The organism is Marinobacter metalliresistant, assembly GCF_038098645.1.
In the GTDB taxonomy this organism is placed as follows: Bacteria; Pseudomonadota; Gammaproteobacteria; order Pseudomonadales; family Oleiphilaceae; genus Marinobacter; species Marinobacter metalliresistant.
In genome coordinates, this window is sequence record NZ_CP101118.1 from 166,599 (window position 1) to 187,115 (window position 20,517).

Consider the following 20,517-nt stretch of genomic DNA (forward strand, 5'->3'; position numbering starts at 1 on the left):
CCGGAACTTATTAACAGACCGTGTTGCTGGTGGCACGGAGCACACTTGCGTTGATCATATAGGACTCATAATGAGCGAGAGCTTTGCGGATCTTTTTGAAGAAAGCCTGAAAGAAATTGACATGCAGCCGGGTTCCATCGTCCAGGGAACCGTAGTTGACGTCGACAACGACTGGGTCACCGTTAACGCCGGACTGAAGTCCGAAGGCGTTATCCCCGCCTCCCAGTTCCTGAACGAAAAAGGCGAGTTGGAAATTGCTATCGGCGATGTTGTCGATGTAGCTCTCGACGCTGTGGAAGACGGTTTCGGTGAAACCCGTCTGTCCCGTGAAAAGGCCAAGCGTGCAGAAGCCTGGAAGGTACTCGAGAAGTCCTTCGAAGCTGAGGAAGTGGTTAAGGGTGTTATCAATGGCAAGGTCAAAGGCGGTTTCACTGTCGATCTGGCCGGTATCCGCGCCTTCCTGCCGGGCTCTCTGGTAGATGTTCGTCCGGTCCGCGATACCGCGCACCTGGAGAACAAGGAACTCGAATTCAAGGTTATCAAGCTGGATCAGAAGCGTAACAACGTGGTTGTTTCCCGCCGCGCCGTTCTGGAAGCTGAAAACAGCGCTGAGCGCGAAGCTCTGTTGGAAACCCTGACCGAAGGTATGGAAATCAAGGGTATCGTCAAGAACCTGACCGACTACGGCGCGTTCGTGGATCTGGGCGGCGTTGACGGCCTGCTGCACATTACCGATATGGCCTGGAAGCGCATCAAGCATCCGAGCGAAATCGTTAACGTGGGCGATGAGATCAGTGTCAAGGTTCTGAAGTTTGATCGTGAGCGCAACCGTGTGTCCCTCGGCCTGAAGCAGCTGGGCGAAGATCCCTGGGTTGATATCAAGGGTCGTTATCCGGAAGGCAGCAAGGTGACTGCACGCGTTACCAACCTGACCGACTACGGCTGCTTTGCCGAGCTGGAAGAAGGTGTTGAAGGTCTGGTTCACGTGTCCGAAATGGACTGGACCAACAAGAATATCCATCCGTCCAAGGTTGTCCAGGTAGGCGACGAAGTGGGCGTGATGATTCTGGATATCGACGAAGAGCGTCGTCGTATTTCCCTGGGTATCAAACAGTGCGTATCCAACCCATGGGAAGATTTCTCCAGCAACTTCAACAAGGGCGACCGCATCTCCGGTAAGATCAAGTCAATCACTGACTTCGGTATCTTCATCGGTCTGGACGGCGGCATCGACGGTCTGGTTCACCTGTCTGACATCAGCTGGAACGAGACTGGCGAAGAAGCGGTTCGCGAATACAAGAAGGGTGACGAAGTTGAAACCGTTATCCTGTCTGTTGATCCGGAGCGAGAGCGTATCTCCCTGGGTATCAAGCAGCTTGAGAGCGATCCGTTCGCCGAGTTTGTGCAGCTGAACGACAAGGGCTCTATTGTTAAGGGCACCGTGTCTGCAGTTGATGCCAAGGCCGCTACCATTGCCCTGAACGACGAAGTTGAAGCGGTACTGAAAGCCTCTGAAATCAGTCGTGACCGTGTTGAAGACGCACGTAACGCGCTGAAGGAAGGCGAAGAAGTAGAAGCGAAGATCATCAGCATCGATCGCAAGAACCGCATCATTAACCTGTCTGTGAAGTCCAAGGATGTTGAGGACGACAAGCAGGCCCTGGAAAATGTGCGGACCAAGACTGCCGAAACCTCTTCTGGTGCGACCACCATCGGTGATCTCATCAAGGAGCAGATGCAGCAGCAAAACGCCAATAAGGAATGAATTTCCGGTTGGTGTGAAAAAAACGGGCTCTAAGAGCCCGTTTTTTTTGTGTTTTTTTCTGGTTTGGCTAAACTAGATAGTCATGGGAATCCGGCAACCGACGGCTGAACAATAACGAAAGAGGGAAACGCCTCATGACGAAGTCCGAACTGGTCGAGTTGATTGCGTCCAAGCAAACACAGCTCTCCGTTAAAGATGTCGAACTGGCTGTAAAAACCATCATTGAGCACATGTCCCAGTCGCTCGCCGATGGTCAGAGAATTGAGATCCGGGGATTTGGCAGTTTTTCTCTTCATCACCGGGCAGCGCGTACCGGTCGCAATCCGAAAACCGGTGAGGCTGTCCAGTTACCGGCCAAGTTTGTGCCGCATTTCAAACCGGGAAAGGAATTGAGAGAGCAGGTTAACGACAGTCTGAAGAAAGGCTTTTAACCGCTGCTCAGGGAATGCGTATAATTCAGGCTTAGTCAGCCCTTTGGGAGTGCTACCTCTATGGCAGGATTGCAGAAGATCCTCATTATCCTGTTGGTTTTGGTCCTGGTTCTGCTGGCACTGGTGTTCTCGCTTAATAACCAAATGGCGGTGTCCCTCAATTTTCTGCTTTTTGAAACCCAGCCTCATGGCGTAGCCGTCTGGATCATCATGGCCTTTGTTATCGGTGCGCTGGTTGGCGTACTGATTACCATGCTGGCCACCGTCCGTACCTCGGTGTCCCGGCGAGCCCTTCAGAAACGACTTGATCGTGCGGAGCAGGCATTGGAGAAATCCAGGGCCCAGAACGACCGGACGCTTTAATGGATATTGTACTTCAGTGGCTGCTGCTGACAGTTGCAGTTGCCGTTGGTTGGCTGGTTGGCCGGCTGGGAAGCAATGAAAGCCGCTCAAAGGCAACCATTTCCGACGAGGAATCGGTAAAGGATCGCCTCCAGTTCCTCTTTACCAACTATTCCGACCAGGCGGTCGAAAACTTCGTGCAGTCCCTTGCTGTTAACAAGGACACCGTCAGCCTGCACCTCTCGATTGGCAGTCATTTTCGCAATAAGGGCGAAACGGACAGAGCCATATTGATTCATCAGAATCTCCTGGCAAGGCCTGAATTGCCGCCACGCTTTTCGCCACAGGTTACCCTGGAGCTGGCACGGGATTACCTCAACGCCGGCCTGCTGGACCGCGCCGAGGCATTGCTGCATCAGCTCATGGGTGACCGGGAATATGGCCGGCATTCTTCCCAGCAGCTGATTGATCTGTACCAGCAGGAAAAGGAGTGGGGTAAAGCGTCGGAGGTTGCCCGAACACTGACCCGTGGCGATGCTGACCCCGCCATGTTCAAAGTTCTGGCATACCTGACTTGTGAGCTTGCCGAGGAAGCGCTGAAACAGGATGATCGTTGGGAGGCCCAGAAACTCGCCCGGGAAGCGCTGGATTACGACCGTTCCTGTGTGCGTGCCACCCTGATACTGATGAAGCTGCTGGTTCGCCAGGGCAGTTTCCGCGAGGCTGGCAATCAGGGCCTGAAAGTCTTCGACCAGAACCCGGAGTTCGGTCCGGAAGCGGTTGACCGTCTGATGAAGCTTGAGCACGAGCACGGTGATATCGGACGCCTGGCGAAAAAACTGCGCAAGCTTTACGAGAATTATCCGAGCACAAGTCTATTGCTGGCACTGGTCGAATCCGTGGAGCGGGCCTCTGGCCGACCTGCTGCGATCGATCTGCTACGGCAGGAACTGGAGATCCGCCCAAGCGTCCGCGGCCTGTTGCGGCTGGTGGAGATGGCGGGCTACGAGAAAGGTATGACCACAGACGAGGGCCGGCTTGTCAGCCGCATTGGCCACCTGATTCTTGCCAACCGCCCGGTCTATCGCTGTGTCAGCTGTGGTTTCTCCGGTCGCCAGCTGCACTGGCTGTGCCCAAGCTGCAAGCAATGGGAAACCGTCCGCCCGATCCAGGGCGTTGAAGCTGAATAAACCTTTACTGAATCTCCGCAGGATAATTGAACGTGCAAACCGCAAACGATCCCAAAATCATCGTAGCCCTGGACTTTCCCTCCGGGAAATCGGCCCTGGAACTGGTTGATAAACTGGATCCGGCCAAATGCCGGTTGAAGGTGGGCAAGGAGCTGTTCACCCGTTCCGGCCCCCAGTTAGTCGAGGGGCTTCAAAAGCGCGGATTCGATGTGTTCCTGGACCTGAAATTCCACGACATCCCCAACACCACCTCGGCGGCGGTAGCGGCAGCCGCAGATCTCGGCGTCTGGATGGTAAACGTCCACGCCTCGGGCGGTGAAAAAATGATGACCGCCTGCCGGGAGCGCCTGGAAACCTTCGGAGCAGACCGGCCGTTGCTGATTGCCGTCACCGTTCTCACCAGCATGAACGCCGACGACCTGGCCGGTATTGGCATTACCGATTCCCCGGAAGTCCAGGTATCACGTCTGGCAACCCTCACTAAAAACTGCGGCCTCGACGGTGTCGTCTGCTCCGCCCGGGAAGCCCCGAAACTGAAAGCGGAGCAGGGCGCCGACTTCAAGCTGATCACCCCGGGGATTCGTCCGTTGACTGCCGATAAAGGCGACCAACAACGCATCATGACCCCAAGCGATGCCCTCAAGGCGGGTTCCGATTATCTTGTGATCGGCCGCCCGATTACCCAGGCTGCGGATCCGTTGGCTGCTTTGGAGGCTGTTCACGCTGAGGTGATTGGCCTCTAGCATTTGGTGGGTATTTTGCTTGAGCCCTAGCCTGATAGGTTTGGAGCCTGGTGGTGTGGGGCCTCCCTCCCAAAAAACCGCTACGAGCACATCCCTGTGCGCTTGTTTCCGGCCATCCATGGCCTCCAACATTTTTTGGGAGGGAGGCCCCACACCACCGTGTCGAACCTTTGAGATATAGTCTGTGAACGCGGGGTCAGATGAAAACCTTCATCTGACCCCAATTTCGAAAACAAACACAGAGGTAATAAAAAACCCGCTAACTCAAAGAATTAGCGGGCTTTTAAAATAGTGGCTCCCCGAGCTGGGCTCGAACCAGCGACAAACGGATTAACAGTCCGTTGCTCTACCAACTGAGCTATCGGGGAACGTCGTCGTGTGACGAGGCGCGTATATTAAGTTGGCTATACCGCCCCGTCAACCCTTGGCCAGAACTTTTTTAGCCAAGTACTTTCTGAAGACGTTCAATCGCCTTGTGCAGGTTATCCATGCTGGTGGCGAAGCTCAGGCGCATGTGGCCAGGGCAGCCGAAGGCGGATCCTGGAACCAGTGCCACGCCGGCGTCAGTCAGTAGCTTTTCGGCGAATTCCACGTCCGTACTGACACTGGTATCAGCATCAATGGCGCCCTGGAAGCTCGGAAACACGTAAAAGGTTCCGTCGCCATTCAGGCATTCAACGCCCGGCAGTTTGTTCAGGGCCTCTACCAGCCAGTCGTGGCGTTCTTTGAACGCCTTTACCATGTCGCCCACGCAGGCCTGGTTGCCATCAAGCGCAGCCTTTGCTGCCGCCTGGGAGATAGACGCCGGGTTGGAGGTGCTCTGGGACTGGATTTTCTTCATGGCGCCGATGATCTTCGCCGGGCCAGCGGCGTAGCCGATACGCCAGCCAGTCATGGAGTAGGCCTTGGACACACCGTTGAGCACGAAGGTGCGGTCGTACAGTTCCGGGGTGGCGTTCAGGATGTTGCAGAACGGCTTGCCGGTCCAGAGGATCGGCTCATACATGTCGTCGGTGGCGATCATGATGTTCGGGTGCTTCTTCAGCACCTCGCCGATGGCCTGCAACTCTTCCAGGGTGTAGGCCATGCCGCTCGGGTTCGAGGGGCTGTTAATCACGAACAGGCGGGTACGCTCGGTGATGGCGTTTTCCAGCTGTTCCGGGGTGATCTTGAAGCGGGTCTTGGCACCGGTTTCAATGATAACCGGCTTACCTTCGGCCACCAGTACCATATCCGGGTAGGATACCCAGTATGGCGCCGGGATGATGGCTTCGTCACCCTTGTTCAGGGTGGCCAGTGCGAGGTTGAAAAAGCTCTGTTTGCCACCACTGCTTACCAAGATCTGGTTGGCTTCGTATTCCAGGCCGTTGTCCCGTTTGAACTTCGCAATAATCGCTTTCTTCAGGGCTGGCGTACCATCAACGGCAGTGTATTTGGTCTGGCCGTTGTCGATGGCTTCAATGGCAGCCTGTTTGATGTGATCAGGGGTATCGAAGTCCGGCTCGCCGGCACCCAGGCCAATAATATCCTGGCCGGCTGCGCGGAGTTCCGCGGCCTTGTTGGTGACTGCGAGGGTGGGAGAGGGCTTGATCGCCTGTACTCGGCTGGAAAGTTGAAGGTCCAAACTTGCGCTCCTTAAAGCTGCGTCTGATAGGGCTGCGACCGCCGGGCGCCAGAGCTGCTGGCTGATTTTCGCCCAGCCGTCGATCGCACTGATGGTATCATGAAGCCAGCGTATCGCTAAATTTCTCTAATGGCAGGGGCTGTTTTGTCCCTGCTTCAGTTCTACCGGAGGTTCCCGCCAGTTATGGCCAGTAATCAGCCCAGCGTTTCCACCAGAGAGGGTGTGTTTAAAGTCGATTCACCGTTCCAGCCGGCGGGTGATCAGCCCAAGGCGATCGAGGGGCTGGTGGATGGCATCCACTCCGGCCTGGCGCACCAGACCCTGCTGGGGGTAACCGGCTCCGGTAAAACCTTCACCATTGCCAACGTAATCCAGCAGGTGCAGCGGCCAACCATCATCATGGCCCACAACAAGACCCTGGCTGCCCAGTTGTATGGCGAGTTCCGCGAATTCTTTCCGGACAATGCGGTGGAGTATTTCGTTTCCTACTACGACTACTACCAGCCGGAAGCCTATGTGCCGTCGTCGGACACCTTTATCGAGAAAGACGCCTCCATCAATGAGCACATCGAACAGATGCGTCTTTCCGCCACCAAGGCCCTGCTGGAGCGGTCGGATGCAATCATCGTGGCGACGGTGTCCTCAATCTACGGCCTTGGTGATCCCCAGTCCTACCTGAAGATGATGCTGCACCTGGACCGGGGTGATCAGATCGATCAGCGCTTTATCCTGCGTCGCCTTGCCGAACTGCAGTACACCCGCAACGATATTGAATTCCACCGGGCCAATTACCGGGTGCGGGGCGATGTGATCGATGTATTTCCGGCGGAATCCGAGAAGGAGGCCATCCGCATCGAGCTGTTCGATGATGAGGTGGAGAATCTCAGCTATTTCGACCCGCTTACAGGCGAGGTTCTGCGTCGGGTTCCCCGGGTAACCATCTATCCGAAGTCCCACTATGTGACGCCCCGGCAGAAGGTGCTGGATGCGATTGAGCTCATCAAGGTGGAGCTGGATGAGCGGCTCCAGCAACTGCGGGACAATAATCGGCTGGTGGAAGCTCAACGGCTTGAGGAGCGCACCCGGTACGACATCGAAATGATGATGGAGCTGGGTTACTGCAATGGCATCGAGAACTACTCACGTTATCTTTCTGGCCGCCGCCCGGGTGAGGCGCCACCAACCCTGTTTGATTATCTGCCACCCAATGCGTTGCTGGTGGTGGATGAATCCCATGTGACCATTCCCCAGATCGGTGCCATGTACAAGGGCGACCGTTCGCGCAAGGAAACCCTGGTGGAGTACGGTTTCCGGCTGCCTTCGGCGCTGGATAACCGGCCGATGCGGTTCGAGGAGTGGGAGCGCATCGCGCCGCAGATGATTTTTGTCTCTGCGACGCCGGGCAACTACGAAGCCGAGCATACCGGCCAGGTGGTGGAGCAGGTGGTACGGCCCACCGGCCTGCTGGATCCGGAAATCGAGGTTCGTCCGGCCTCCACGCAGGTGGATGATCTGCTTTCCGAAATCCACACCCGGGTGAAGGTGAAGGAGCGGGTTCTGGTGACCACCCTCACCAAGCGGATGGCGGAAGACCTGACGGACTTCATGATGGAACACGACGTAAAAGTCCGGTATCTGCACTCGGACATCGACACCGTCGAGCGGGTGGAGATCATCCGGGATCTCCGCCGGGGTGAATTTGATGTGCTGGTGGGCATCAACCTGTTACGGGAAGGGCTTGATATGCCTGAGGTGTCGCTGGTTGCCATTCTCGATGCGGACAAGGAAGGTTTCCTGCGTTCCGAGCGCTCACTGATCCAGACCATGGGCCGGGCGGCGCGGAATCTCCACGGCAAAGCCATTCTTTACGGTGATCGGGTTACCGGTTCCATGCAGCGGGCTATCGACGAGACTGGTCGTCGGCGGGCGAAGCAGGAAGCCCACAACGAAGAACACGGCATTACGCCCCAGGGCCTGAATAAGAAGATTGCCGATATCATGGAAGGTGCCGGCGGTGGTGGCCGCGGACGTCGCAAGGCGGAGCGCCCGGGTCAGAAGGCGGCGGAGGAAGCGGAGCAGTACCGGGCGAAATTGGGCAACCGGTCTCCCGAGCAAGTCCTCAAGGAAGTTTCCCGCCTGGAGGACGAGATGTACAAGGCGGCTTCGGAACTGGATTTCGAGACTGCTGCACGCCTGCGGGACGATATCTCCGAATTGAAAGAGGCGGCTTTGCGGACCGGGTAGTTAGCCCGGCCGTTTGGGTCCCACGATAACAGCCGCCTGTAAAGGCTGGTTGCGGCCATAGCGGGACATCTGGCTGAACACCCGTTTGTCGACGGGCAGGTATTGCTTATCGGCGACGGTTTCTCCGGCGTCCACGTCTATTTCCGGATCGTGCAGGTATACGAACTGGTCGTCGATGGCACACACAGTCACCCAGTGCGGGACGCGGCTCCGGTTCAGCTGCCAGGTGCTGATCAGGATAACCGGTACCCGACCTTCGTGCAGTGCTTCTTCCATGGCTTCCAGGGTTAGCGGGTCGTGGTGGAGCTGAATGCCAGTCTGGCCGATGTCGTGCAGGAAGCCTTCGTGGACCAGTTCCAGAACCCGTTTCTTGTCCTCATTCCTGACCGTGTCTTTGAACAGGGCACCCTCCATGCTGATCCATGCACTGGCTTCAAAGCCCCGATTCCAGGCAGACAGTGCCAGCCCGTGAGGGCCGCAGCCGCCGTGGCCGGCAAGCATGAAGATGGTGGTCGCCTCTCGCCAGATTCTCAGCTCTTCCAGGGTTGTGAGCAGTTGCTGCTCATCCAGGGCAGCCATGGCCATGATCAGCGCTGCCGGGCCACAGGAAAAATCCGTTGTCTGCGGGTAATAGGGCACGGCCTGAAATTCACGGGAGGGCTCATAGAACAGGATCCGCCGCTCAAAGCGCAGGGCATCACCGTGGTCTTCGTAATAGTCCCGGTAGGTTCCGAACTGGCGGTACCCGAGGCGTTTATACAGATTGATGGCGCCCCGGTTGTCCTCCCGGACTTCCAGCCGCATGATGATGCGACCCGCTTTAACGGCTTCCTCTTCCGCCTCCTGAACCAGCTTTTCACCTACACCCTGGCCGCGCACGGACGGCGAGACGGCAATGGAGTAGATCCGGGCAAGGCGGGTGGCAGCGCTCATCAGAACCAGACAGTAACCCACCAGGTCTTCGCCGGCTTCAGCGACGATCAGCCGGTCTCTGGGCATTTCCAGGAAACGGCGGAAACTGCGCCGGGACAACCGGTCCTCGGTGAAACACCGGTTTTCAAGCAACACCAGGGCGTCAAGGTCCATGCTGGAAGCTTGTCGGAGCTGGAAATCAGGCATCGTAATGCGGCCTTGAGAAGAGCTTTGAGGGCGTGCAGGCAGGCTTCCCTGATCCGGCTATTATGGTAGAGAGTCCAGGGTTCGCAAAGTGTGCAAACATGCGTAAAAGCACGCATCATGCGCCGATTGTACCGGTTTTGTTACCGGCGTATTGTTGCGGCAGATAACACAGGCAATAACCTTCAGGGAGGATCGCCTTTAATGTCCCGCTTGCTCATTGTAGTGGACCGCGCCAAAGACTGGGCACCGTATTATCCCAGTGAAGATGTGCTGACCTTCGATCAATATCTTCAGTTCTCGGCGCCACCTGCCAGCCGGGTGCGCGTTATTAACCTTTGTCAGAGTGCAAAATACCTGAGCCGGGGCTACTACTGCTCGCTGCTGGCGGAGGCCCGTGGCCACCATGTGGTGCCCTCGGTCATGACTCTGAACGATCTGAGTCGAAAGGGACTGTTTTCCCTGGAGCTGGAAGAGCTGGACGCCAGCGTGATTAACTGGCTCGAAGCCGCTGGTTCGGCCATTAACCCGGCCAGCGATGAGCGCGAGGCGACCCACGAGGTGAAGGTCCGGACCTGCTTCGGACAGTCTGAGCACCCGGAGCTCAAGCCTGTTGCCCGGGCTCTGTTCGAGCGCTTCCCCTGCCCGATTCTCGAGATCGTATTCAAGCGCCGCAAGCAGTGGCAGATTGAATCCATGAAACCGGCGGCCCCGGCGGATCTGGGTGAGCATGAACAGGACGTGTTTGCGGCCGCCCTGGACCGCTTCAGCAGCATGGTGTGGCGCAAGCCCCGAACGCGCCGTCGCTACCGTTACGACCTGGCCGTGCTGGTGAACCCGGATGAGGAAATGCCGCCAAGCGACAAGGTTGCCCTGAAACGATTTGTGAAGGCCGGACGGAAGCTGGGTATCAATGTGGAACAGATCACCCGGCGGGATTACATGCGGTTGCCGGAATACGATGGTCTTTTCATCCGGGAAACCACGGCCATTGACCACCACACCTATCGGTTTGCCCGCAAGGCGGATGCCGAGGGTATGGTGGTGATCGATGATCCGGTATCGATCCTCAAATGCACCAACAAGGTTTTCCTGGCGGATCTGCTGAAGAATAACAAGGTTCCGACGCCCAAGACTCTGATCCTTTCAAAGGACCAGAAGGATGCGGTTGAGCAGGTTATCAGGGAATTGGGTTTTCCGGCAGTGATCAAGATCCCGGACGGGGCTTTTTCAAGGGGAGTCACCAAGGCCGAAGATGAAAAGTCCCTGCGTGCCGGCCTCCGGGACCTGTTCAAGCAGTCGGCGCTGGTGCTGGCCCAGGAATACCTGTACACGGATTACGACTGGCGAATCGGTGTACTGGGCGGGCGGGCTATCTACGCCTGCAAGTACATGATGGTGAAAGGCCACTGGCAGATATACCAGCACGGCGAATCCGCAAGCGAAAGTGGTGGTTTCGAGACCATGCCGACCTATGAGGTGCCAAGGAACGTCATTCAGGCCGCGCTGAACGCAACAAAGCTGATTGGTAACGGACTTTATGGCGTGGATATCAAGCAATCCGGAAACCGGGTTGCCGTGATCGAAGTGAATGACAACCCGAGCATTGATGCCGGTGTTGAAGACAAATTTCTGGGAGGGGAGCTGTACACCCTGATCATGCAGGAGTTCCTGTCCCGGATGGAGGAGAATCGGCGCCGTTAGCAGGCGCCGGGTCGATCTCAGGGGCCACCAGCTACCCAGACCCGGATACTGCCAAACCACGGATAGTCCCGTAGCTGATCCCGGATATTTTCCGAGGTAAAGGGGGTCTTTGTTTCCGGCTCGTCCAGGAACAGCTCCAGGTGCACCTTGTTCTTCAGGTAATGAAGTCGCAATCGGCTGTGCTGGGGCAGTTCCCCCAAATGCCGGGCCAGGATGGCCCGGATATCTTCCCTTGAAGGCAGGCGTTCCGAGGTTGGGGGCTGATCTTCGTCATTTTCGGCATCAATGTGGAAGTTGATGTCCCGGATGTTGTCCAGGGCATCCCTCATTCCAGAGACTACCTGCATACCAATCTGATGCCCTTCCGAGACGCTGATTTCCGGCCGCACCACAAGATGAATGTCCAGCAGGATATCATGGCCCATCCGGCGGCTGCGGAGTTCATGAACGTTCCGGACACCATCGGTATCCCGGGCGATGCTCTTGAGCATTTCCGTGTCTTCGGGAGAGAGCCCCGTGTCCACCAGCTCTTTGACGCTGTCCCAGGTGAATTTCCAGCCAATGTGAATAATGATCCCTGCAATTATCACGGCCGCAAACACATCCAGCCACACCAGTCCAAGCATCGCCCCGGCGGTGGAGACCACGACTACCACGGAAGAAAATGCATCGGTACGGCTGTGCCAGGCATTGGCAATAATCAGGTCTGACCGTATGGCCAGGCCGACCTGGCGGGTGTAACGGTAAATCCATTCCTTGCCCACAACGGACGCCGCTGCAGCCACCAGAACCGGCCAGCCCGGAACGGTTTCTACGCCGCCCTCGATGAGGCGCAGGGTATTTTCCCAGGCCAGGGCGGCACCGACGGCAATGAGGATGCTGCCCAGTACCAGGGTGCCAAAGGTTTCGATTCGCTGGTGGCCGTAGGGGTGATCCTCGTCAGGCTCCTGGCGGGAAACCTTCATCACGCCCAGGACAACCAGATCCGAGGCGACGTCGGTAAACGAGTGAATGCCATCCACGATCAAGGCCTGGGAATGAAAAAGAGCCCCGGCAATGACTTTAATGATACCGAGAACGGCATCCAGAATCATTCCGATAATCGTGACCCGCGATGCCTCTTTCATTTCAACTGCCAGGTTATCCCGGTGTTGTTGTGCGGGGGAGATGGGTTGTTGCATAGGGGCACTCCGGATCAGACGACAGGAGGCAGTATAACGTTATTCGGTCCGGTTGTGGCAGGTCTGCTCAAGGCCCGGAATTGCTGTGATTTATACACATCATTGCAGAATGGTGATGGGTTAACATTTTGTACAGGTTTTGTCGATAGCAATACGAAAAACATATAACATGTTGAAAATAAAGATAAAAATAACTGATCAAAAAATGATCAATCTGTAGGCTGGCGCAGTTATCAAGGGATGGCAAACGTTGCCCCGCTATTTTCAACAGGGTTATCCACAGATTCCGTGGAAAAGGTTGTGAGACTGCCATCATACAGTCATTTAGCGCTGATTTTGTTCTGCTCCGGGATGCTGTGGAAAACTTCCGGTATACTCCGCCCACTTGGACTAAGGGAGTTTTTCAGATGTACGGCGTTATCCGTAACCTGCTTTTCCGGTTACCACCGGAGCAGGCCCACAATATTGCCTTGAGCGGTCTTGATCTTGCGCAACGGTTGGGCGTTTTGAGCGCTTTCGCGCCCAAGATAGATTCATTGCCAGTAAATGTTATGGGGCTGGACTTTCCGAACCCGGTCGGGCTGGCTGCGGGACTGGATAAAAACGCCGACCATCTCGATGCCCTGGGGGGCCTGGGCTTCGGATTTATAGAGGTGGGTACGGTTACGCCAATTGCGCAGCCTGGCAACCCCAAGCCTCGTATGTTCAGATTGCCGGAGCATCGGGCCATCATTAATCGCATGGGTTTCAATAACGAAGGATTGGAACACCTGCTGGAGCGTGTGGATAACCGCCATTATAAGGGCGTGCTCGGAATCAACGTGGGCAAGAACAAGGATACGCCCAACGACGAATCCGAGTCGGACTACCGCAAGGGCATTTCCGCGGTCTATACCCGGGCTGACTATATTACGGTGAATGTATCCTCGCCTAATACACCGGGGCTTCGCGATCTGCAATTCGGTGATTCCCTGAAGGGTCTGCTGGTGGCGATCAAGGATGAGCAGCTCAAATGTGAGAAACAGCATGGCCGGTACGTGCCTGTGGCCGTGAAAATTGCTCCGGACATGGACGACGAGGGCATCCGGTTTGTCGCTACCGCATTGCGGGAAACCGGTCTGGACGGTGTGATCGCGACCAACACCACCATCAACCGCGATGCCGTTGCAGGCCATCGCCATGCCGACGAAGCTGGCGGCCTCAGTGGTGCACCGGTTCGCGAGGCCTCTCTGAGAGTCATCAGGGGGCTTTACGCTGAGCTGGGTGATTCCCTGCCAATTATCGGAGTGGGTGGCATTATTGATGGCGAGAGCGCTGCGGAAAAGATTCGTGCAGGCGCAAAACTGGTGCAGGTGTATACCGGCTTTATTTACCGTGGTCCAGATCTGATTCGGGAAGCGGTGGAAGCCATCAGGCAGGTGAAATAATCCAGGTGAAATAATCTGAGTGCCATAAAACGAAGATGGGCCCGCTGAGCGGGCCCTTGCGGGGAATGAACCCCGTGGCGCTTCATCGCATGGTACGGGGCGGGAGGCCCCGTTTGGGTTGCTCTGAGTACTGCGTCAAATTGTGTGGAAAAAGATCAGATTAAGATAGTCGGGGTTAGTTCAGGCGTCACGCCGTCGTAACATTGGCCAGTTTGTGGATGCCGGATACGCCGGTCATGCCCTCCCATTGATCTGTACGGCCTTCTCGCCACCCGTTCAGCCATTCCTGGCGGACTTCCGCTTGTTCGAGCGGGCAGCTTTCTTTGGATTTACCGGACACGCCAGCGAGATAACCCCGCTTATATGCACGAGCGTACATGTCTCTTTTCTGTCTTTTCATGCCGTTCCTCACTGATGGATTAACAGAACAAGCGTGTACACATCTGCAGTGGCCATGACGAGTGTTATCCACTCAGGGATAACCCACTATTGTCAGCTCAAGCCAGAGCAGTCAGGATCCTGTTAACGGAAGGTTTTTGCCTTCCGGAACGACGCGTCATTTACAAGGTAATTCGAAGCTCGCGCGGATGTACACTATTTATTTCGTCTATGTGACGACTTTTTTATAGTTTTATGAAATAACGAATGGCGCTGGAATCCGGTAACGGCTGCTATTCCCGAAACTTACCCCCAAGCCGCCAATGAACCAGGAGTTGATCTTGTCCAAATCTGTCTTTTTCGTAACCTGTCCGAAAGGTGTGGAATACCTTCTGGCGGACGAACTCAACACGTTCGGGCTGGACACCGTGCGCAATGCGCCGGCTGGCGTCTGGGTGGAAGGCCCCCTGGAGAGCGGTTACCGGGCCTGTCTCTGGTCGCGCCTGGCCAACCGGGTGATCCTTCACATAGATGAAGTTGGTGCCACCAGTGGCGATGAGCTCTATGACGGCGTGGTGCACATGGACTGGCAGCAGCACATTCCGGTACAGGGCAGTTTTCGGGTTACCTTCCTGGGGCAGAACGATGCCATCCGCAACACCCAGTATGGCGCCCAGCGAGTCAAGGACGGCATTGTTGACCGGTTCCAGGCCAATGGTGGCCCACGGCCCTCGGTGGATGCCAAAAATCCTGATGTGACTGTATCGGCCCGCCTTAACCGGGGTCGGTTGGCGCTCGGCATCGACCTCAGCGGTCACAGTCTGCACATGCGGGGGTATCGGACCGACAAAGGCATCGCGCCGCTGAAGGAAAATCTCGCAGCGGCTCTGCTGATACGAGCGGGCTGGCCAGAGATCGCCGCCGCCGGTGGTGACTTCGTAGACCCCATGTGCGGCTCCGGCACGTTGGTGATTGAAGCCGCCATGATGGCGCTTGATATGGCTCCGGGTCGGAAGCAGGAACGGTTCGGGTTCGAGCATTGGCCGGGCCATCAGCCTGATCTCTGGCTGTCTCTCCGGCAGGAAGCGGAGCGTCGTGCCCACGAAGGCAAGCAGGGCCGCATTCCCAGGCTGGCCGGGTTTGATCAGGACAGCCGGGTGATTGAGGCAGCCTGGAAAAACATTCAACGGGCAGGGCTGGAGGGCGTTGTGCACGTTGAAACCTGCCCTGTGGATGCCCTGCAACTGGAAGCTGAGTGGTCGGAACAGGGACTGGTGTTGACCAATCCCCCTTACGGCGAGCGTCTGAGTGAGCGCAAGGAACTGGGAGCACTCTATCGGGCTCTGGGCGACACAGTGAAACGGACCGTGCCCGGCTGGCGTCTCGGCGTGTTTACGGGTGTGCCGGAGTTCGGTAAGTCCATTGGTCTGCGTAGTTACAAGCAGTATCGGTTGTTCAACGGGAAGTTGCCGGCTCAGTTGCTGTTGTTTCAGGTGGATGAGGTCAGCGCCATGACCCCGAGGGAGCCCAACGTTCCCGGAGAGGTCACGCCTCGTATTGCCAGCGAGGAGCGCGCCGCTATGCTGCGCAACCGTTTGAAGAAGAACATGAGGACCATCGGCCAGTGGGCGAGAAAGCAGGGCATTGGCTGCTACCGGTTATACGATGCGGATATGCCGGAGTTTGCTCTGGCTATCGATGTCTATGAGGGGCGGGTACACGTTCAGGAGTATGCGGCGCCAAAGTCGGTAGACGAGCGCTCAGCCCGTGAACGCCTGGCGGAAGCCCTTGCGGTGATCCCGGAGGCTCTGGATATTGAGCGTGAGAACATGGTGTGTAAGCAGCGCCAGCGTCAGACAGGTACTAATCAGTACGAGAAGCAGGCGGCCAGCGGTGAGTTTTTCAAGGTGCACGAATACGGCTGTGTACTTAAGGTGAACCTGAAGGACTATCTGGATACCGGGCTGTTTTTGGATCACCGGCCTGTGCGTCACTGGATTCAGCAGCATGCGGCCAACAAACGGTTCCTGAATCTGTTCTGTTACACCGGTGCAGCGACAGTGCATGCGGCGGTGGGTGGCGCGAGCCGTTCGCTAAGCCTGGATATGTCGAAGACTTATGTTAGCTGGGCTGAGGACAATCTGGCCCTGAATCGCGCTGATCCGAAGAAGCACCGGGTAGAGCAGGCTGACTGCCTGGCCTGGCTGGCGGAGAGGCCATCTGCAGACCAGCGGTTTGATCTGATCTTCATGGACCCTCCGACTTTTTCGAATTCAGCCAGGATGGCGGGGGTACTGGATATCCAGAAAGATCACCCGAGGCTGGTCAGGCAGGCCATGGAACGGCTGAGTTCCGATGGGTTGCTGATTTTTTCCAACAATTTCCGGCGGTTCAGGCTGGATGATGAGTTGGAGAGCGAGTTTGAGGTTGTTGAGGTTACGCGGGATACCCTGGATAGGGATTTCCAGCGGAACCCGCGGATTCATCGGTGCTGGCATATTCGCCACAAGGCCTGAATATTAGAGTATCGGCAGGAGGGGCTGGCCCTCCTGCCTCTGCAAACTCATGGGCCAGCCGTTCTCTAGAACTCGTACCTTAAGCCACCAGAGAACTGGAATGTATTCACATCCGAACCGGTGTCCTTGAACAGCTTCCCACCTTCAAACACCAGGTAGGTGTCGTCCATCACTTCAAAATCGAGGCCGGCAAGCCAGCTTACGCTGAAGCCGCTGTCCGGGAATTCACCTTCGAGGTCGAGGAAGGCCTTGTTGCGGTCGTTCTCAGGGTCGCTGATTTCAGCTTCACCCTGGATATAGGAGAAGCCGAACTGGCCGTAGACGTTGGCGTAGTCGGTGATGGGGTAGTGCAGGCCCATGTACCAGCTGGCGTAGTAGTCTACGGCGAGGCTGAGGTCGCTGTTGGGGACTTCGGCGTCTTTGAAGCCACCGCCGGCGCGGAGTTCGGCGTGGAACAGATCGGTTATATGGCCACCTACCACAAGAGTGCCGCCGCTGCCCCAGGCGGTTTCTTTTCTGCCTTCGCCGATGGTGCGGTGATTGAAGGTGGTCGCCATCAGGCCAATGTAGTGTTTGTCTGCCCTGGGTGTTTCCTCGGCCAGAGCGGCCTGGGGCGCGAGAAGCAGGGCGGTTACCAATGCGGTGGTTAGGGGCGTTCGCACAACCGTGTTCATTGTTATGGGGTTTCCTGACGTAGGCGAATACGGGCTGATTCTGCCTCGTGTAACCGTTTGTTACGTCGACCCGTGTCACACTTCCCTGTGTCGGTTTTGTCCCCGTTACAGGTCCTCGTCGAGCAGGTTTTCTTCACGGGCCATCAGGAGTAGGGCGTAGACGCCGTTTTCCGGCAGCTGGGGTTCCAGGCTCTCTTCGAACAGGAGCTGGCGGCGGCGGTCTTCCAGGGCTTCACTGTCCAGGCCTGTGATGAGTTCTCCGATGGGCGCAATTTCAAACGGAGCTTCCTGGGCAACGGCGGTGAAAATGAGGTCGATCAGGATTTCGTCCGGGTCCAGGCCATCGACGTACACGGTCAGGTCTGGCAGGTCCTGGTGCAGTTCCCGGGTCAGTTCGATCAGGGGCACGCCCTGTTCTTCAAGATACCGCAGGTCGACGTCGCCCAGGTCGCCGTCTTCCGGGAGCCAGTCATCGGAAGGGGCGATCACGACGGTTTTTATGCGGCCATCTTCCAGCGACCAGGCCATGGCGGTGGGAAACAGGGCGTCGTCGGTCTGGCAATATTCGATATCGAGAAATCTTGGTGCAGGCACAGTGGGCTCCCGGTGGTGGTTGGTTTGTGGCCCGGTTATGGGGAAAGTCCGTTGACCCAGTATGAGGCTTTACGGCTTCATGCCATACTGTTGTGGCAATTATCTTTCAATCAGGGACATCATGGAACACGCTGAATTCAACAAAGATTTATTGAAGTTTCTGAACACTTCCCCCACACCCTGGCATGCCGTGGCGACGATGAAGCAACGGCTTGAAGCGGCCGGGTTTCAGGAACTGGATGAGCGGGAGGACTGGTCTCTGGCGCAGGGGCAGGGCTATTACGTGATTCGCAACGGGTCGTCGATTGTGGCGTTTCGCACCGGCGGCAAGGACGTCACCATATCCGGTATCCGTATGGTGGGTGCCCACACTGACAGTCCCTGCCTGAAGGTGAAACCAAACCCAGAGCTGCGCCGCAAGGGTTTTTTCCAGCTTGGCGTTGAGGTTTATGGTGGCGCTCTGCTCAATCCCTGGTTTGATCGGGATCTTTCGCTGGCCGGCCGGGTAACGGTGCTCGATGGGGACGGCAAGGTTCGGGACACCCTGGTGGATTTCCGCAAACCCGTGGCCTTTATTCCGAGCCTGGCCATTCACCTGGATCGTGAGGCCAACAGCAATCGCACCGTCAACGCCCAGACCGACCTGCCGCCGATACTGATGCAGGTTCCGGAAAGCGACACCACCAGTTTCGCTGATATGCTCTCGCATCAGATTGAGGCCGAATCCGGCCTCCATGTCCGCAAGGTGCTGGGTTATGAACTGAGTTTCTACGATGCCCGTGAGGCTTCGTTCGTTGGGTTGCGGGACGAATTCATTGCCTCCGCCCGGCTGGATAACCTGCTGAGCTGTTACATTGGTCTTCAGTCCTTGCTGAAGGCGTCGGGCGACGAGGCCGCACTGCTGGTATGTAACGATCACGAAGAAGTTGGAAGCATGTCGGCCGAGGGTGCCCAGGGCCCGTTCCTGACTGCCGTTCTGGACCGCTGGGCCGGTCCGGGCAAAGCCAGGGCCATTGCCCGTTCCATGATGGTGTCGGCCGACAACGCCCATGGTGTTCACCCGAATTACATGGACAAACACGATGAGAATCACGGGCCGATCCTGAATCAGGGGCCTGTGATCAAGGTCAATCACAACCAGCGCTATGCCACCAACAGCCGCTCGGCCGCGGTGTATCGCCATATCAGTGACGAGCTGGGGCTGCCGCATCAGACCTTTGTGGTGCGAAGCGACATGGGCTGTGGCAGTACCATTGGTCCGCTGACAGCGGGTAACCTGGGCGTGACCACGCTGGATATTGGTGTGCCCCAGTTCGGGATGCACTCCATCCGCGAGCTGATTGGCACAGAGGACGGCTTCACCCTGTTCCGTGTGCTGACGGAGTTCATGCAGCGTGAGCAGGTTTTCTGAAGCCTGATACGAAAAATGCCGCTGGTTCAAAAGAAACAGCGGCATTTCGGAAGAAGTGGCTCCCCGAGCTGGGCTCGAACCAGCGACAAACGGATTAACAGTCCGTTGCTCTACCAACTGAGCTATCGGGGAACAGTATCAAGTGGCGCGCATATTAAGCGCTTTGGTTTGCGGGGTCAACCCCCTGATATGAAAGGCTAAAAATTGTACGAAAGTAAGACACTTCACTACCGTCCGCCGCCCTGGTTGCGTAATGGCCATGTTCAGTCTGTCTGGCCCACGCTGTTTCGTCGGGTGCCGATAATGGATCCAGAGCCCGAAATACTGTCCACGCCAGACCATGATGAGCTGCACCTTGACTGGTACCGCCAGGGGAGTAGCCGCCTGGCGATTGTCTCCCATGGCCTGGAGGGGCATAGCCGTCGGCCTTACGTTCTGGGCCTGACCAGGGCTCTGCTGCGTGAGGGATGGGACGTCCTGGCCTGGAATTTCCGCTCTTGCGGCGGCGTGATGAACCACCAGCCACGGTTCTATCACAGCGGCGCCACTGAGGATCTGAGTTTGGTGATTAATCGGGGGTTGGCTGACTCTTACGAGGCATTGTTTATGTCTGGTTTCAGCATGGGCGGTAACCTGACGTTGCTCTATCTCGGCGAAAAGGGCGAGCAGGTAGACAGCAGAATCTGCGGCGCTGTTGCTTATTCCGTGCCCTGTGACCTCGCAGGCAGCGCGGACATGCTGGCACTGCCCAGCCGGAAGATCTACATGCAGCGATTTCTTCGGGATCTTAAGGTCAAGATTCAGGAAAAAGCAGAAAAATTCCCGGATCTGATTGATGTTTCCGGTTTTGATTCGATCCGTAGTTTTCACCAATTCGATGACCGCTACACGGCCCCGTTGCACGGGTTCCGGGATGCCCAGGACTACTGGGCCCAGTGTTCGGCGCTCGGGAGGCTAAGGGATATCCGCGTTCCGGCACTGATGGTGAATGCGGCGGATGATCCCTTCCTCTCCGCGCAGTGCTTTCCGGAATCCCGCAGCGTGCTGGGTGCGCACGTTCGGCTGGAGTCCCCGCGCTGGGGCGGGCATGTTGGCTTCGTTGAGCATGGCCGTGATGGTTTCTACTGGTCAGAACGTCGGGCTCTGGCATTCCTTCAGGCATTAGCGTGAACCTGCA

At 56.9% G+C, this 20,517-nt stretch carries 17 protein-coding genes and 2 tRNA genes; 11 read left to right on the forward strand and 8 right to left on the reverse strand.

Annotated features, from left to right (window positions below):
- Positions 1 to 70: 70 nt before the first annotated feature.
- From rpsA to pyrF, 5 genes are all read left to right on the forward strand, one after another.
- Complete coding sequence (gene rpsA / locus NLK58_RS00820) at positions 71 to 1,765, forward strand: 30S ribosomal protein S1 (protein WP_117616841.1); 1,695 nt, start codon at positions 71 to 73, stop codon at positions 1,763 to 1,765.
- Between the two features lie 134 nt (positions 1,766 to 1,899).
- Positions 1,900 to 2,196: an integration host factor subunit beta gene (locus NLK58_RS00825; protein WP_007154691.1), complete on the forward strand. Its 297-nt coding sequence runs from the start codon at positions 1,900 to 1,902 to the stop codon at positions 2,194 to 2,196.
- A 60-nt stretch (positions 2,197 to 2,256) separates the two neighbouring features.
- Positions 2,257 to 2,559: a LapA family protein gene (locus NLK58_RS00830; RefSeq protein ID WP_218634117.1), complete on the forward strand. Its 303-nt coding sequence runs from the start codon at positions 2,257 to 2,259 to the stop codon at positions 2,557 to 2,559.
- On the forward strand, positions 2,559 to 3,728 hold the full coding sequence (gene lapB / locus NLK58_RS00835) for a lipopolysaccharide assembly protein LapB (RefSeq protein WP_117616843.1): 1,170 nt from the start codon (positions 2,559 to 2,561) through the stop codon (positions 3,726 to 3,728). The genes NLK58_RS00830 and lapB overlap by 1 nt, the downstream gene beginning before the upstream one ends.
- 32 nt (positions 3,729 to 3,760) lie before the next feature.
- Positions 3,761 to 4,471: an orotidine-5'-phosphate decarboxylase gene (gene pyrF, locus NLK58_RS00840; RefSeq protein ID WP_341581772.1), complete on the forward strand. Its 711-nt coding sequence runs from the start codon at positions 3,761 to 3,763 to the stop codon at positions 4,469 to 4,471.
- 292 nt (positions 4,472 to 4,763) lie between these two features.
- Here pyrF and NLK58_RS00845 read toward each other — a convergent pair.
- A tRNA-Asn gene (locus tag NLK58_RS00845) sits at positions 4,764 to 4,839 on the reverse strand.
- Positions 4,840 to 4,910: 71 nt separating this feature from the next.
- On the reverse strand, positions 4,911 to 6,095 hold the full coding sequence (locus NLK58_RS00850) for a pyridoxal phosphate-dependent aminotransferase (RefSeq protein ID WP_117616845.1): 1,185 nt from the start codon (positions 6,093 to 6,095) through the stop codon (positions 4,911 to 4,913).
- Between the two features lie 183 nt (positions 6,096 to 6,278).
- On the opposite strand from NLK58_RS00850, the gene uvrB reads away from it, so the two are divergent.
- Complete coding sequence (gene uvrB, locus NLK58_RS00855; protein ID WP_117616846.1) at positions 6,279 to 8,339, forward strand: excinuclease ABC subunit UvrB; 2,061 nt, start codon at positions 6,279 to 6,281, stop codon at positions 8,337 to 8,339.
- Here uvrB and rimI read toward each other — a convergent pair whose 3' ends face one another.
- Positions 8,340 to 9,458: a ribosomal protein S18-alanine N-acetyltransferase gene (gene rimI / locus NLK58_RS00860; RefSeq protein ID WP_117616847.1), complete on the reverse strand. Its 1,119-nt coding sequence runs from the start codon at positions 9,456 to 9,458 to the stop codon at positions 8,340 to 8,342.
- A 201-nt stretch (positions 9,459 to 9,659) separates the two neighbouring features.
- On the opposite strand from rimI, the gene NLK58_RS00865 reads away from it, so the two are divergent.
- Positions 9,660 to 11,159, forward strand: coding sequence for a RimK family protein (locus NLK58_RS00865; RefSeq protein WP_117616848.1), 1,500 nt, complete (start codon positions 9,660 to 9,662; stop codon positions 11,157 to 11,159).
- A 17-nt stretch (positions 11,160 to 11,176) separates the two neighbouring features.
- Here NLK58_RS00865 and NLK58_RS00870 read toward each other — a convergent pair whose 3' ends face one another.
- A complete protein-coding gene (locus NLK58_RS00870; protein WP_117616849.1) occupies positions 11,177 to 12,340 on the reverse strand; it encodes a cation diffusion facilitator family transporter in 1,164 nt (387 codons plus the stop codon).
- A gap of 407 nt (positions 12,341 to 12,747) precedes the next feature.
- Here NLK58_RS00870 and NLK58_RS00875 point away from each other — a divergent pair, with 407 nt between their 5' ends.
- Complete coding sequence (locus tag NLK58_RS00875; protein WP_117616850.1) at positions 12,748 to 13,767, forward strand: quinone-dependent dihydroorotate dehydrogenase; 1,020 nt, start codon at positions 12,748 to 12,750, stop codon at positions 13,765 to 13,767.
- Between the two features lie 187 nt (positions 13,768 to 13,954).
- Here the strand turns inward: NLK58_RS00875 and rmf are convergent, their stop codons facing one another.
- Positions 13,955 to 14,167, reverse strand: coding sequence for a ribosome modulation factor (gene rmf / locus NLK58_RS00880; RefSeq protein ID WP_117616851.1), 213 nt, complete (start codon positions 14,165 to 14,167; stop codon positions 13,955 to 13,957).
- A gap of 301 nt (positions 14,168 to 14,468) precedes the next feature.
- Between rmf and rlmKL the strand changes: the two genes are divergently transcribed.
- Positions 14,469 to 16,661, forward strand: coding sequence for a bifunctional 23S rRNA (guanine(2069)-N(7))-methyltransferase RlmK/23S rRNA (guanine(2445)-N(2))-methyltransferase RlmL (rlmKL, locus tag NLK58_RS00885; RefSeq protein ID WP_341581780.1), 2,193 nt, complete (start codon positions 14,469 to 14,471; stop codon positions 16,659 to 16,661).
- A gap of 65 nt (positions 16,662 to 16,726) precedes the next feature.
- Here the strand turns inward: rlmKL and NLK58_RS00890 are convergent, their stop codons facing one another.
- The gene (locus NLK58_RS00890; protein WP_341581782.1) at positions 16,727 to 17,335 is read right to left on the reverse strand and encodes an outer membrane beta-barrel protein; all 609 of its coding nucleotides are present in this window, start codon (positions 17,333 to 17,335) and stop codon (positions 16,727 to 16,729) included.
- 105 nt (positions 17,336 to 17,440) lie between these two features.
- Entirely contained in the window at positions 17,441 to 17,929 is a 489-nt protein-coding gene (locus NLK58_RS00895) for a hypothetical protein (RefSeq protein WP_341581784.1), read from the reverse strand.
- A 121-nt stretch (positions 17,930 to 18,050) separates the two neighbouring features.
- Between NLK58_RS00895 and NLK58_RS00900 the strand changes: the two genes are divergently transcribed.
- The gene (locus NLK58_RS00900) at positions 18,051 to 19,340 is read left to right on the forward strand and encodes a M18 family aminopeptidase (protein WP_341581786.1); all 1,290 of its coding nucleotides are present in this window, start codon (positions 18,051 to 18,053) and stop codon (positions 19,338 to 19,340) included.
- A gap of 56 nt (positions 19,341 to 19,396) precedes the next feature.
- Here the strand turns inward: NLK58_RS00900 and NLK58_RS00905 are convergent.
- Positions 19,397 to 19,472 (reverse strand) — tRNA-Asn (locus NLK58_RS00905).
- Between the two features lie 171 nt (positions 19,473 to 19,643).
- On the opposite strand from NLK58_RS00905, the gene NLK58_RS00910 reads away from it, so the two are divergent.
- On the forward strand, positions 19,644 to 20,510 hold the full coding sequence (locus NLK58_RS00910) for an alpha/beta fold hydrolase (protein ID WP_341581788.1): 867 nt from the start codon (positions 19,644 to 19,646) through the stop codon (positions 20,508 to 20,510).
- Positions 20,511 to 20,517: the final 7 nt, after the last annotated feature.

Coding starts and splice junctions, on each gene's coding strand:
- rimI (WP_117616847.1), bottom strand. CDS start 9,458: ATGCCTGATTTCCAGCTCCGACAAGCTTCCAGCATGGACCTTGACGCC.
- NLK58_RS00830 (WP_218634117.1), top strand. CDS start 2,257: ATGGCAGGATTGCAGAAGATCCTCATTATCCTGTTGGTTTTGGTCCTG.
- rpsA (WP_117616841.1), top strand. CDS start 71: ATGAGCGAGAGCTTTGCGGATCTTTTTGAAGAAAGCCTGAAAGAAATT.
- lapB (WP_117616843.1), top strand. CDS start 2,559: ATGGATATTGTACTTCAGTGGCTGCTGCTGACAGTTGCAGTTGCCGTT.
- NLK58_RS00890 (WP_341581782.1), bottom strand. CDS start 17,335: ATGAACACGGTTGTGCGAACGCCCCTAACCACCGCATTGGTAACCGCC.
- rmf (WP_117616851.1), bottom strand. CDS start 14,167: ATGAAAAGACAGAAAAGAGACATGTACGCTCGTGCATATAAGCGGGGT.
- rlmKL (WP_341581780.1), top strand. CDS start 14,469: ATGAACCAGGAGTTGATCTTGTCCAAATCTGTCTTTTTCGTAACCTGT.
- NLK58_RS00900 (WP_341581786.1), top strand. CDS start 18,051: ATGGAACACGCTGAATTCAACAAAGATTTATTGAAGTTTCTGAACACT.
- NLK58_RS00825 (WP_007154691.1), top strand. CDS start 1,900: ATGACGAAGTCCGAACTGGTCGAGTTGATTGCGTCCAAGCAAACACAG.
- NLK58_RS00910 (WP_341581788.1), top strand. CDS start 19,644: ATGGATCCAGAGCCCGAAATACTGTCCACGCCAGACCATGATGAGCTG.
- NLK58_RS00870 (WP_117616849.1), bottom strand. CDS start 12,340: ATGCAACAACCCATCTCCCCCGCACAACAACACCGGGATAACCTGGCA.
- uvrB (WP_117616846.1), top strand. CDS start 6,279: ATGGCCAGTAATCAGCCCAGCGTTTCCACCAGAGAGGGTGTGTTTAAA.
- NLK58_RS00875 (WP_117616850.1), top strand. CDS start 12,748: ATGTACGGCGTTATCCGTAACCTGCTTTTCCGGTTACCACCGGAGCAG.
- NLK58_RS00865 (WP_117616848.1), top strand. CDS start 9,660: ATGTCCCGCTTGCTCATTGTAGTGGACCGCGCCAAAGACTGGGCACCG.